The organism is Pseudomonas sp. GW823-FHT02F05, from assembly GCF_058797315.1.
In genome coordinates this window covers 15,433-30,020 of the sequence record NZ_JBXAJM010000033.1, presented here as the reverse complement: position 1 = coordinate 30,020, position 14,588 = coordinate 15,433, and the positions used below count along the sequence as shown (strand labels likewise).

At 57.2% G+C, this 14,588-nt stretch carries 5 protein-coding genes; 1 reads left to right on the top strand and 4 read right to left on the bottom strand.

Features of this window, described 5'->3' with window-relative positions; translation table 11 throughout:
- The first annotated feature begins 132 nt into the window (after positions 1-132).
- A complete protein-coding gene (locus tag AC1RAC_RS27010; protein WP_034128771.1) occupies positions 133-1,584 on the top strand; it encodes a mannose-1-phosphate guanylyltransferase/mannose-6-phosphate isomerase in 1,452 nt (483 codons plus the stop codon).
- Between the two features lie 128 nt (positions 1,585-1,712).
- On the opposite strand, the gene AC1RAC_RS27005 is transcribed toward AC1RAC_RS27010, so the two are convergent.
- From AC1RAC_RS27005 to AC1RAC_RS26990, 4 genes are all read right to left on the bottom strand, one after another.
- Positions 1,713-2,177 (bottom strand): hypothetical protein, encoded by a 465-nt coding sequence (locus AC1RAC_RS27005; RefSeq protein ID WP_054898944.1) that lies wholly within the window; start codon positions 2,175-2,177, stop codon positions 1,713-1,715.
- Between the two features lie 321 nt (positions 2,178-2,498).
- Entirely contained in the window at positions 2,499-5,198 is a 2,700-nt protein-coding gene (locus AC1RAC_RS27000) for an RHS repeat-associated core domain-containing protein (RefSeq protein WP_492617137.1), read from the bottom strand.
- Entirely contained in the window at positions 5,195-9,730 is a 4,536-nt protein-coding gene (locus AC1RAC_RS26995) for a SpvB/TcaC N-terminal domain-containing protein (protein ID WP_492617136.1), read from the bottom strand. The genes AC1RAC_RS27000 and AC1RAC_RS26995 overlap by 4 nt, the downstream gene beginning before the upstream one ends.
- Before the next feature lie 11 nt (positions 9,731-9,741).
- Positions 9,742-14,568, bottom strand: a complete 4,827-nt coding sequence (locus AC1RAC_RS26990) for a Tc toxin subunit A-related protein (RefSeq protein ID WP_492617135.1) — start codon at positions 14,566-14,568, stop codon at positions 9,742-9,744.
- Positions 14,569-14,588: the final 20 nt, after the last annotated feature.

Genomic DNA, 14,588 nt, shown 5'->3' with positions numbered 1-14,588 from the left:
GTCTTGAAGGCGCCATCGCAGGCAAGCCAGCTCCCACGCTGAACGGGTTTCAACTCAGGACCGAGACAAAAACAAGAGTGAAACGACAAACCTTCGTAGCTCTGACCCAAACTGATTCAAGGAGAAACACCCATGATCCCAGTAATCCTTTCCGGTGGTAGCGGCTCACGTCTTTGGCCGCTTTCCCGTAAACAGTTCCCCAAGCAGTTCCTGGCCCTGACCGGCGAGCACACCTTGTTCCAGCAAACCCTGGAGCGCCTGGTGTTCGAAGGCATGGACGCCCCCATCGTGGTCTGCAACAAAGATCACCGTTTCATCGTCAACGAGCAACTGAGCGCACGCAAGCTCGACTGCCAGCGCATCCTGATGGAACCCTTCGGCCGCAACACTGCGCCGGCCGTGGCCCTGACCGCGATGATGCTGGTCAACGAAGGCCGTGACGAGCTGATGCTGGTACTGCCCGCCGACCACGTGATCGACGACCAGAAAGCACTGCAACGCGCACTGGCCCTGGCCACCGTGGCCGCCGAGCGTGGCGAGATGGTGCTGTTCGGCGTGCCGGCCACCCGCCCGGAAACCGGCTACGGCTACATCAAGTCCACCAACGACTCGCTGCTGCCTGAAGGCGTGAGCCGCGTGCAGCAGTTCGTGGAGAAACCCGATGAAAAACGTGCGGTCGAGTTCGTCAAAAGCGGTGGCTACTTCTGGAACAGCGGCATGTTCCTGTTCCGCGCCAGCCGCTTCCTCGAAGAGCTGAAAAAGCACGACCCGGATATTTATGACACCTGCGTGCTGACCCTGGAACGCAGCGAGCAGACCGCCGACACCGTGACCTTTGACGACTCCACGTTCGCGTGCTGCCCGGACAACTCCATCGACTACGCCGTGATGGAAAAAACCCAGCGCGCCTGCGTAGTCCCGCTGGCAGCCGGTTGGAGCGACGTGGGCTGCTGGGCTTCGCTGTGGGCGGTCAACGATAAAGACGCCAACGGTAACGTGAGCAAAGGCGATGTAGTGATCCAGGACAGCCGCAACTGCATGGTGCATGGCAACGGCAAACTGGTGTCGGTGATCGGCCTGGACAACATCGTGGTGGTGGAAACCAAGGACGCGATGATGATTGCCCACAAGGACAAGGTCCAGGGCGTCAAGCAGATGGTCAACACCCTCAACGAACAAGGCCGCAGCGAAACCCAGAACCACTGCGAAGTCTACCGTCCTTGGGGCTCTTATGACTCGGTGGACATGGGCGGACGCTTCCAGGTCAAGCACATCTCGGTCAAGCCGGGCGCGTGCCTGTCGCTGCAGATGCACCACCACCGCGCCGAACACTGGATCGTGGTCAGCGGCACCGCCGAAGTCACCTGTGACGACAACGTGTTCCTGCTCTGCGAAAACCAGTCCACCTACATCCCGATCGCCTCGGTGCACCGCCTGCGCAACCCGGGCAAGATCCCGTTGGAGATCATCGAAGTGCAATCGGGCAGCTATTTGGGTGAGGACGATATCGAGCGCTTCGAAGATATCTACGGTCGCTCGACACCGGTTGAACGTGGTGTATCGGTGAAAACTATCGCGCAGTAAAACAGTCGTACAAGAAGCCCTCGCCCAGCCCATTGCGTCCCCTATCCGCAGTGGGTTGGGTGGGGGCTTTTCGGTTCAATGACCATCAAAACAGACAGAAAGCTCCTCGCGGGATGTCAGGCCTGTTTTTAACGAACCCAGTTACGCGGTGCAAACGCGTTGTAATTGCCGTCCTCCTTGGGTTCAGCATTTTTATACGTGTTCTTGCCGATTTTCTCCGCCGCTTTACCCCCCCACATCAGCGCCGAACCTGCGACTTTCGAGGAAACGCCACCTGAGCTTGCCATCTTCTTGCCGGCCACCTTCGCCATCCCGCCAACGAACGTCAACGCGGCCCCATAGGCTTTGTCTTTCGAACTGTCGGTGCTATGAAGTACTGAGGATGGCAAAACATGCGAACGAATTGTATCGCCGAGGCCTTGCAGCACAGTTTGCCGCAAGCTCGTAAGCCCCATACTTTGCATACGCGGCCCCGAGCGCGACTCGAGGGGGGCGGCACTCGCTTGCACGGGTCCTGCCTGGCTGGAGGCCTCCGCTGGTGCGGACACGCTGAGAGGGGTGGACAGGCTTACAGCGGCGTCTGAAATATTCATAAAAAACTCACATTGTATAAGTGCAACGTTGGGTTCCGTCGTTGATCAACCAAGCCTCCTTGCGCAAACTGTGTGGCAAGTTATTCAAACCGGTTCCCACATCGTCGGGTGCAATGACCTACGTTGACCCTTGCCCTCATCTTGCCGATCCTTGCGCCTACCACGACGCATTCGTGATGAGGTTTGACGGCCTCAGAGATTCATAGGATCCCTTCTTTTTCAGAAGATCCATGTCAGCTATGAGTGGGTTGGGTGGGGGCTTTTTATTTGGACTGTATAACGCCTGTACACAGTTACTCGCCAGGGCCCTTGCGGTTAACATTAAACTTGTTTGAAGTATCCCCGCTTTATCGTCGACAGTTTTGCCTGCTCCTTTATATGTGCGGTTTCCCCTTCCCAAGTAGCAGTACTGTGTCGCGCCATATATAATTTTGCGCCAAACTCATCTATAGGTTTCACACCGTTCGCCCCTACATAACCATTGAACTTTCGGGGAGATATAGTGCTATCCGACCATCGCTCAAGCCGGTTATCAGTCGGCTCTCCCCCCCAAAAATCTATCGGCCCTGGAATCGTACTTTCCAAGGTATCGTGCCCCTCCCGACTGGGATGAAACCCCGCCAACAAGTAGAAACCTGTAGCACTCATCGCTACGCCACTCGCTTCGACCCTTTGAATCGACTGTTCCTCAGCGTCATACGTCAACTCTAAAAGCAGCAGGGAACCGTAGCCTTTCCCCTCGGGCTTTGCATCAAACAAATGAACATCTGCAACTCGTTTCTCAGCGTCATCGCGCACCACATACTCTATATATCCATGAACGGAAGAGTTTTGTTCCTCACTACCATCAGGGTTGGCTCCCACGTAACTAATTCTGTTACTGCCATCTTGGAATGTTTGTCTGGTCACCAGTATATTGGCCGTGGCCGCGCCTCCGCTTGGCGGGATCCACACGTAAACTTGCGTCTCAGCGATGTGCGTAGATGATCGCTCTTGGATCACGCTGTTTTTTTTCAGCCAGGCTGGCAGCATTCTTTGAAATAGAGAGGGCGATGCCGACTTGTTGATCTCTTCTTTCGTAGGTACCAGACCTTCATCATCTCTGAGCAAAACCGGATTATTTCTGACCATTCTATACAGATTCAAACCGTCGATCCGTCCCGCCGGATCAGGGTTAATCCAACGCTGTAACCACGGCACGTAGTACCTGAACCCATAGTAATAAAGCCCCGTCGCATCCCGCTCCTTGCCCGAATAACGCAACGTGCGATAACTCTCTTCGCTCGAATCACCCTTCTGCGTGAAGGCCGTCGTACCAAACGGATGATACGTCTCGCGAGTGATGATCCGCGCTTCACTGTCCAGTTCCAGCGAACAAGAGCCCAGATGATCGCTAAGGGTGTAACGGTATTGATCATTCGCCAGTTGCTGCGGCGCCGCGCCTTCCCAATGCAACACCTGCACCGTGGTGCGGCCGGCCTGGACGGTGACGACGTGCAGTTTCTCGCCATCCCCATCGCGCGTTTCCAGCCCTGGTAGATATCGGGTCTCACTGACCAAGGTGCGGGCGTTGGTTTGCGTCGTGCGCACCTTGCGCTGGCGCATGCCGTCGGCACCGTAGACGTAGCGCTCGGTGTCATTGAGGCGCAACGTGCGCTCCACCATATGCACATGGCTCAGTTGGTTACGTGCATCCCAACTCAGTGTTCGGCCCCGGTCCAACATCAACAGGTTGCCGCTGGCATCGAAGGCTTCGGCAATCTCAGCTTCGGTCGGTGGCCTCCCGCCCACCTCGGGCAGGCAGCGATTACTGTGCTTGGCCGCCGTCAACACACGCCCATGTTGCTGTGGGCCGTGGTGGATCAGCTCCAACAGATTACCTGCGGCGTCATAACGATAGGTTTGACGATAGTTAGCCACGGCAGCCGGATCCTCGAGATGAGCAGGCCCGCGATTAGCGCTGCCGGCCTCCCAGCCGGTGGCTTCGATCAACTGGTAAAGACTGTCGTAGGTATAGCGGTTGATCGGCTCGATGCGTTGGTTGGCAAAGAAGCGCACCGGCAGGGCCTTGTCTTCAAGGCTAAGGATATTGCCCACCGGGTCATAGACGTAGTGCAAATCCTGTAGCGGTTCGTCGCTAGGCCCGGCAGCGCTCAGACGGTTCAATCGCCCGTCTTTCGGGCAGTAATCAAACCGACTGGTGACCTGGTTGCCTGCCGTTTGCTGTTCTATCTGTGCTTGAGCGTTGTAGTGAATGTCATGTACCAGCCGCTGCGGGGCGGTCGCGTTTTTCAGCTGCAGCCAGGCCTCGCGCAATCGGCCGTCGATGGTGTGATTGAAACGCTGCCGATTACCCTGCGCATCGGTTTGCTCCAGCACATTGCCCACCGGGTTGAACTGCAAAGTACTGCGAGCACCGGCTGCTTGCTCAAGCAAATCATCCCGCTCATTAAGGGGCAGTGGCCAATCGGGCATATCCAGGCTTTGCAGAAAGTGTTGATACTGTTCCAGCACCGCGCCGGTCAAGCCGAACTCATTGAAATGCTGCGTTCCAGCCGGAGTGTCGTGGCGGATCAACTGGCCGCATTGGTTGTGCGCGGCAAAGTGCGGCGACGCATCGGCGTAGTGATGACGTTCGACGCACGCAGCTTGCTCGAACACCGCCACAGGCCTTAGCAAACTATCGTATTCAACCTGTCGCTCATTACCGCGAGCGTCCCACGCTTGCACCTGTTCAGCCGCCTGCGTGAACAGGCTGACACGCCATCCTGCATCAACGCTGTGGGAGCTCAGTACCTTGCTGCCAAGCGAGTAAACCTGCGTCAGGTTGGCCCGCTCCACCAAACGCGGGTCCCACTCGGCCACGACTCGGCCCGCACCGTCGAAGCCACTACGACTGCTCCTTGCCTGCACCTGCTCCCGCCCACTCTCACGCCAATAGCGCACCGTGCGCACCGTCAGCCCGCGAGGGTCGCTCACACTCAAGCCTGGGGTCTGCCGGTGCAGCGCAAGGGCGGTCATTGCAATGTCTTCCCCCGGGCCTCTTTCATCGCCATCACCTCTTCATAGGTGTCGTTTTCATCCTCGTAAATGCTGTACCAAGGCCAGTAGGTATGACGCCGCAGGTAGTCCTCCTTGGCGAGGACGGTACGAGTAGGACGGCCCAACGGGTCATAGAATTGTCGGTCGCTGTAACCGTGTTGCCTGAAGCTGACATCGTTGATGTAGCGATGATGATCGGCAAAATAGGGCCTGTAGATGCGCACAATCAGCCCCTTGTTGTTGTACTCGACCCGCTCGCTGACCCGCCAGCGCTCAACATCCTGTACCGTCACCGGCCGACAATTTCCGTCAAGCGCCAACGAGCCATCTTCCTGTACATGGTAGGCATAACCGCGCTCGACCTTTTGCTTGCTCTGCAAGGCGCGACCGAAACCGTCCCAACAGCTCAAGGCGACGCGGATTTGTTTTTCCGGATCGAGCGGGTAGCGATCAGCCTGCAAGGTAACGGCGTGAACAGGCTCGCGGCGCACCTGAGGGATCAAGCTCAACAGGCGTTGTCGCGCGGGCGTCAATGCATCGGATGGCGAGAGCAAACGGGCCGACACACGAATATGCCCGCTGGGTAGCAAGTCGCCCTGCGCTACGCATTCGTCCAGCCATTGGCGATCCTGCAGGTCGGCGTCAGGCACTCGGCCCATCCAACTGAACGGGTCGGCAAAGTGCGCAGTGGCGGCATCCTGCAACGCCGCGGCCGGTGCATCAATGATTTGGCCAGGTGTGCCGCCGAGTGGAGGACGGTAGTCATCGAGCGACGCAAAGCCCACGGGTTGACCACGTTCGGTGCCGAAAAAACTGGTGGCGATCACCTGGCCGAATGCCCCGTAAAGCACCTCCTGAGTGTTTTGATTGGGGTCGATAATGCGCGCCGGTTGCAGCAAGCGATAGTCAATCGAATCCACACGCGTCTCACAGCCGTCAGGTAGGCGTACCCGAGTATTCAGGCAGCCATAGGGGTCGTAACTCAGATGGGTCACACCATGACTGCGGGTTTGCTGCACGGTGATGACGTTATAGAAACCCGCGAGGCCGGCGTAGGTATTGAAACCGCGCTTGACCGACCACAATGGCGCTTGCGCCCCGTCGATGGACGGCAGAACCAGGCGCATTTTGTGGTACCCGACCTCCAGGAGTTTTTGCTCCAGGTCAAACGGCATTTCACCCTCGTCATTGCGCAGCAAGTCGTACGCCTTGAGCGCTGCCTCATCCAGCTCGGCAATTTCCAACTCATCGGCCAAGGCCAGGAACATGGCCTCTCCATCCGGTAAGGGGTGAACCCCGGACAAGTCCCGGTAGCGCTGCACCGACTGCCCCACCAGTGTTCGCTGAGCTTGGGGATTCAAGGGGTTTGCGGCGGTTTGCGCGATAAAGGCTTCATAGCTGATCGCGTCGGGTTGCAAGCCGTTGGGACCAGAGCCCTTACCCAGCACCAGCGCGTTGTCACGTTGCTGAAAAGGCAGGGCCAGGCGCCAGCCCTGTGGGTGTGTCAGGTGAATAAACCGCGCCAGGCTTTCACTCAGGTAGTAAACCTGCTGCGCCGAATCATGGGCATCACACCACCAGCGTTTCTGCGGTGTGATTTCATTCGGGTCCACCTGGCAGGCCGGATCATCCTGGGCCGTCAGGCGCCGGGCATAACTGACCCTGACGCCATGGGTCAGGCTGCCAAAGGCATCCCAGCGCAGGTTGATCCCGTGCTGGCACTGCGGGTCATCGACCTGTTGCTCGTACTGGTAGGCGATCGACTCCAACGATAACGCCAGCATCACCTTGTAAGGTGCGAATTGACCGCCTACTGGCCGATCCAGCACGCGTACCAGGTAGCGGTTTTGCTCGACGCTATAGGGGACGTCACCTGCGTTGCGCCCTCCATAGGTTTCCACACGCAATACCTGGCCTGCCAGTGCTTGGAGCATGCCAGGCAACTCATCGGCCTGGGGTACGACAAGTTCATCGACACCGTCGGCTTCGTGATAATGGCTAAGCAAGGTTGCTCCCAAGGGGTGAGCAGCGCGATCACCGTTGAAATACTCATCGCACGCTGGGTCGATCACCTGTCCGACATGAAACCAGGTCTTGCGCAATACCGGCTCGCTGAAACCCGACTCCGGTGATGCCTCGGCAGCAGCGTCGGTATCAGTCGCCAGGAGCAGGGCAAAACCTCGGAACGTTCGTACCTGTCCGTCGTAAAAGCCTTTTCGATATTCGAACCGTTGCGTCAGCCGATTACCCGTGATTTCGTCACATTGAACCTGCTCACTCACCACCGGCACGGGGAAAGGTAAACGACACACGGCCGGTTGATTGCTCGCGAGCAATTGCTGCTTTTCATCCAGCCACTCCTGGGCCGAACTGCGATATTTCACGCTCGCGGCGGCGCCCTGGTTGTTATTGGTTGCACATAACAAATAGGGTTTGGCTGCGACAAAGTCATACCGCCAATGCATGGGCGACATATGCGGCACCGTCAACACCAGACTGGAGCAGCCCAGCCCTTGCAGGTCAGCGGTACTCACCTGGCAAAATCTGTCATAGCGAACGTCTTTGGGCCAAGGAAGCTCGACGGCGTCGTCAAAGCCGTTGCCACAACGGTTCATGAACACCAGCGCGCACTCGGCTTTCAAGTAGATCAGGTCTGCGGCACCGGAGCCGTCCAGATCCGCGAGCAAGACCCGCGATGCATCGAACTCGTCATAAGCAAAACCCAGCGTGCTGAACCTGAACCCTTTACCAAAGCGGCCTCGCCCCAGGTTGGGCCAGCATTCAAGCCGGTCGTGGCGGATGCGGATCAGATGCTGCTGGCCGCTGCCGAGCACGTCACTGAAGGCGACCAACTCGGTGGCGGCGTTACTGATCAACGGCAGATCATCCTCGCCTTCCTTGCGCTTAACCTGGGTGGCGGGGGCAAACCCCGCTTGCCGCTGGTTGGCATACAAACGTACGCTGCGCGGGCCGATCATCGCCAAGTCAGACAAGCCGCCCCCCATCAGATTGGCCAATTGCCCCTGAGGATGGAAAAACTCGTGAGGGAAGGCATCCACGGTCGCGAAGCTCGACCAACTGCGGTCCGGGTTGCAGGTAAAAAAACCACACAGCCCAGGCTGGGCTACGACCCATTCAAGGCAGCCATCACCAGTGAGGTCGCTTAAAAACTGTCGGGGTGCCTGCAGGCGGTCGGCTATCGGAATCTCTGGCAACTCATGCCAATCGTCATAGGCCACTTCGTCGGGGTGGCTCGCCGCCTCGGCCCGCATAGGTGCGCGGTAGTAACAGGCTTTATCGTCAGAATACAAAATGCCCGGAAAACCTTCGCCGTACAGGTCGACAAATTTATAACGCTGGCCGTCGTCAAGACCCGGCATTGTTTCAAATGGCTGATAGCGCCGTGGATCCGGTGCGAGCTCGAACGCGTTATAGATGAACTCCAACGGTGGCCGACTCTGTACCTTCCCCGCCCGGTCAATGGCTTGTTCATGGGCAGCATGCAGCAGGCTATAACCCAGTGGCGATGGCCGATATTCAAGCAGTAGTCGGCGCACCAGCACGGGCGCCGGCCCCATGTCTGGCTCATCGGGAAAGTAGTGGAACATCAGCACCTGCCGACACAGTTGCCGCGTCCTGAGCTCAAAACCATAGGCATAGCTGGAGAACGGATCGCTGCGTCCAGGCCATGCCTGGGTGGCCTCATAAGGGGGAGCGGTCATGAGGGCAATAGGACGTTCACCATGGTCGAACACCAGATGAAAATGCCATAGCACACCTTGCCCAGCCTCAACGCGCCACGCATACAGCTGGTCATCGGCGAGCGCATTGCCGTAAAGCACCTTGCTCAAGTAACGCTGGGCACCTGCGTGATCGCCGGCCTGATAATGGTAGACAATATGCTCGCCACGCGGGTTGAGGCTTTCTTCGAGCAGCCACTCCCCCACACGCGCATCGACATCCGGGTCGGCACGTCGTGAAGCAGCGGTTTTGCCGTACAGGTGCAGATTGCCGTCCGCACTGTGAATCAGCCAGAACCCCCCCGGGTTGTCGGTATCGGACCAACGCTCGATCAGTGCAAATGCGCCTTCGGTGCGAGGCCAGTAGCGTACAACGGTGTAAGGCCCCACCGGCAAGCCGTTATAGGCCGTCTCGACCCTTGAAACCTCTGTACCCGTCATCGGGTTGCGTTCCGGCATCCAGGGCTCCCCATCCGGCCCCAGGATCACGTCTTCATCGGTATACGCCGGCACCCCTGTGGACGTTCGTCGAGTGATCGCATTGGGCGTCTTGCCCCAGCCTATTCCGAACGAGCTGTTGCCGTTGGTGCTGCTGTAACCCAGCGTCAGGTCCGGGGCAAAACCCCGCCCGGGGGAGATTGGCAAGGGCAGCTCGAACGATGCACCACCGCTGATACCGACCGGTCCCAGGCCGTTGCCGATACTCTGGATGGCGCCACCGCCCTTGGGCAGGGACGGCGCGGCGATTTGCAGCGACTCGTCATGGTTCACTATGCCTCCTCCTAGCCAGCCTTGGCCGTGTAGTGCAGCTTAAGGATGATGTCGGTCAGCGATTCGAACAGGCGGTTCCGCGCCGCAACGTCAGTCGAGGTGAATTCCAACGCCCAGCTTGAAATAGCGCCCGTACCCTCAAAGGGCAAATAACGCTCATCGTCGAAACTGAAAGTGAACAGCCCATCGTCATCCACCCCGCCAGACAAAACGATTTGCTGGCTGGCCCGCAGGTTTTCCTTGAGGGTGTCGCCTATCTGCACGGCACTGTAGGTTTGGGTCAAGGTGGCGTGAATGTCTTCGTAGGGCCCCAGGACCACAGGCAACGACACGCTGATACGTTTGATCCGGCGCACGCTATGCCCAGGGTAATTGCTGTCGAACATGGGCTGCGTCAGCTGGAAATCGACGCGGCAGTTGTCTATCAGGCCAAGCTTGATGGTGTCCCAGTCCTGATTGATGGCGGAGGTCGGATCCTTGTCCTTGAGTTGGCGCAGGGACACCGTCTTGGTGATCTCCAGCCGTCGTTCATTGCGACTCAGGTACGCCGAATCCATTTTCAATAAGGACAACTTCAACGCCTCGCCGGCGCTCAAGCCTCGGTAGCTGTCCTTCCAGACGCCCGCCTGAATAAAGCGCGTGCTGAAGTCGGCGAGTTCAAATTGCCAACAGGCTTCGGCGGCCAGACACAGCGCCAAGGTGGCATCGTAGGCCTGGTAATAGAAGGTCGCGAACTGGCCGTTGAGCCATTGATAGAGTTGCGCATTGCTAAAACGGGTGCGCAGAAAATCATAGCTGGCCAACGCCTGATCCTGGGCGACGCGGGCCTGGTTCAATTGCAGGGTGGTGGCGCGGGCCTGTGCTTCAAGCACCTGCATTTGTGCCTCGATCTGGGCAATTTCCAGCGTGGCTTGGTCACGGGCTTGCATCCATTCCTGGTGGCGGCGGCGGAAGTTTTCAGCGCGGTCCGTCGCCTCCGCAATGGTATGGAGCATCGCCGCCCTGGCTGAAGAATAGGCACTGACCATTTCGGCGACGCCCTCCAGGCGCCATCCCCCGGAGGACGCTACGGCAACGGCACCATTAGTCAAACCCGCGTGAGCCCCGCCGCCGCCGCCAGCCGAATTGGGGGGGGCCTTCAGGCCACTGCCAACGGCATTGGCCACCTGACTGATGTTGTCCAACACCCGCCCTTCCAAGTGCAGCGCTGCAGCAGCTTTTTCACCGGCATTCACCACTTCATCGGCCAACTTACGGTAGAAATCCAGGCGCCCCTGAGCCAGCGCCTTACTCGCCTCCAGTGCTTTTTTCTGCTCAAGGTCAATCGCTTGTGCCTGTTGTTGCAGGTCCACGGCAAACTGGGCGAACTCCCAAGCCTGGTGGTATTGCAGCTCCTGCAGTTGCGCCTGTTCCTTGCGCTCGATCAATGACAACAACGTATTGCCAAATTGGATCAGGGTTTCCACAGCACTGCTGGCACGGTTGTGCATCACACTGTAGCGATAAGGTGGCACCTCCTGGGCCAACAACCGCGCGGCACCACCGGAGGCCGCGCCCTGACCGAACGCCGCCAGCAGATCGCGCGGGTTCAAGGGGGCGGCAAACAAGGGCAGCATCAGCGGCTTGCCGTCCAGCGTACGGTTGTTACGCAGGTTGTCCAGGCGCGCCTCGGCGGTATCCCAGTTCTGGACCAACTCACGGTTGAAGGGCAAGCGCAGGTATCTGTTATCCAGATCAAGCAGGGTAGGGTCGGGCGCGAAAGTGCGCAGGTACAGCGGCGGTTCGGCGAAGTGGTAGAGCGACTCGCCATCGTTGGCCGCGGCACTCTCTTCGCGTAGTTGGTCCTGCCGGATCAGGCGCTGTTCGAACTCGCGCAATTTTGAGTTGGTGGCGTCGCTCAGGGTTTTCAGGGGGATCGGTTGCCAATGGTCCACCACGTTGATATCAGGGCGCGGCCCCAGCAGGTCAAGCACGCGCACGTACCACAGCTTGGCCGCTACGAGGCTGTCGGGGGTCAGTTGCCGGTAGGCGGCGTCACCCCGGTCCAGCAGGTTCTTGATGTAGAACATGTAGATCGCCTTGCGATAGCGCACCGGGTGGCTGCTAGCGATACCGTCCGGATCGGCGGGTTTGCGCGACACGTAGTCCATTTCTACCGGGTCATCCATCAAAGGCCGTACGTTCCAGTAGGCCGGACGGCCCTTCTCGTCTTTTTTGCGCGAAGGGTCGAAGATAAAGCCCAGCCACTGTTCGGCGCCTTCGAAGTTTTGCTCCTGGTTCAGACGGTGGCTGACCATGAAAGGCAGATGCAGGAACAACTCCCAGAAATACAAGCCGTTGGCACCGTGAAAATCCATCTGGTTAATGGCCGCTGGTGGATTGAGAGGGGGCTCTTCAAGGAGCTGAGTATCCCAGGACAGCAGGTTTTCCAGGGCGATATTGGCGCGGTTGATCAACTCGCGTGCAAACAATGTATTCATGCGGATGGGTTGACGTGGAGCGGTGCCGGCATCGTTTAGCTTGATGCCAGAGTTGGTGAAATCGATGAATTCGGCGATGCCCAGAGTTGGGCTGGCACGGGTGTTGATGCGAGGGGCGATCAGCGGTGTGGTGACTTGCGCGACAAGCTCCAGTTCTACGTAGGTCATTTTCAGGGCATGTCCCAAAACCTGCCAGGTGGTACCGTTGAACACCTTGATACCATGGATAATCGGAATTTTTTTTGAGCCGATGGGCCAGGCTCCCGGCCAGTCAGGCAACAGGGTTTCAGGGTTAATGGGGAGCCTTAATGTATGGGTGTCGGGTGGATTTATTACTGCGAATCCACCGGAGTGCCAAAGTGACGCCGCGCCAGGATTAGCTGCCATCGGATCACTCAGATTCAGAGGTCGCAGAATAACGTGCTGAAAAACATAAGTAGGGGGCCTTATAAACTCCTGGACCTCAGCGTGACGGAATCCAGCAGGCCAATCCGTCTGCACTGTTTTTAATACTAAACCGGTGTGCATCAAATAATCACGCACCAGCACAGCAATCTTAGAAGATATTGATATAAAACCATTTGCATCCGGCAGACCAAGAGTACAATGATGAACATCATATGTGTCACACAAGAAATAAGACAATAACCCGCTTCCAACGTATCCATTAGTACGAGAAGATATCAAACTAACCCTACACCTCCCCCCACCACTAAACTGCGAACCACTCAACACTTGAATTCTAGAACCGTTCAAAAGCGTCTCATAGCCCGCCGTTTGGTTTGCGGGCAAAACCATTTCAAGCTTATATCTATCTTGCGTCTCCGAATCAAAAGCCGTTATAGAAAACGTCACATCCGGAGGCTTTGAAAATACAGCTGATATTTTAGATTTAAAGAACACTTCCCCTGTAGACTTATCATAAGTAACATCATCCCCACGGGAAGGGCTAACAATCGAAACCTGCCTCTCTTCAAAATTCCAGTTATCCAGCTCTTGATGCGGCCGATGCGACTCGACACTTTTCAGCGCTATACTAAGCTCAGGCACTTTGAACTGAAACCGCCCTTTATTATCCTGAGCAAATAACCTTCCCACCCTCAAGACATGGGGTGCCTTGATCTCCTTTCGAGTTCCGATACTGGGCACATACCCACGATTGGGAAACAGCGCCGTTACATTAAAGTTCTTATCGATCATCGCCGTTTTTAGAAACGCATATTGATCCGCCGCACCATCCGTCGCATTACCTGCGGTATACCCCATATACATCGCCACAAACATCGACTCCGGCATTGTCGAACTGTCGGCCACGGCAATGCTCTCAACCTGCTCCGCCAAGTCCGTAGTCTTGAACAACGGTGACTCACTCCAGGCTTCAATGACGGTTTGCGGCATACTCCAACTGTCGTCGTACTTCTTGTAGACCATGTTCAAGCGCAACATCGGGTTACTGTGTACTTTGATAACCGGTGAACCCGGATCTGGCGGTATGGGGGTACCACCTGGGAGATAACCTTCTTCAACCGTCATCTGAGCAGGGTTGTTATCCACGCACTCCACCCACAATACAAACAGGCGGTTATTGAACAACACTGGCCTGATGGTGCGCTCAATCGCACTGGCCGAAATCGGCAAGTTAGCCTTGTGCCAGTCTGACCACGCCCCCGGCTGCGGATAATCGAACTTTGGCCGGTTGGGATCCGTGCCGTTGAGGTTCATGTAAGTACGCTGGGACATATCCACCGAGCGCCAGTAGTACACACTCTCGGCCCGGGACTTGCCGATAAAGTAATACATGCCATTCTTGAAATCAGTGGTATTGATGTATCCATTGATAATCGTCAGGTTGGCCACTTCCTCAAAGCTCGCCAGATAAGACAGCACCGCTTCCTGAGTGGTGTCGATCTCGATCTTGTTCTGATTGAGGTCGTTTTCCAGTTGCTGGAAATACTTGGATTTGGTCAGGCGCAACGAGGGGTCGATATACAGTTCCGGGTAATAGCTCAACTGCTGGTTGGCCGCCCAGATGGGGTATTGGCAGTCGATCTCGCGCCACTGCCTGATCAGGTGATCTTCCATCACTTTGGTTTCATAGCCCGGCTCCATGCCCATCAGCGCGGCATTGATGTACTGCTGAATACTGGCGATGGCCGAGGCCACCGGGCTGGTGGGCACGGCCTGGCTGACCTGCACATCCAGCAGCTTGTATTGGTAGAGGTCGTTGGCGGTCTTGATTTTGTCGCTCAACTGGGCGTCGACAAACTCCGCTGCGTTCGGTACCACCTCATCCAGATAGTAGGCCACCAGGGCATCGCGCAGGGTTTCGTTGAGCTGGCTATCGATTGAGCTGGACATGCTCGCTCCTTATTCATCGT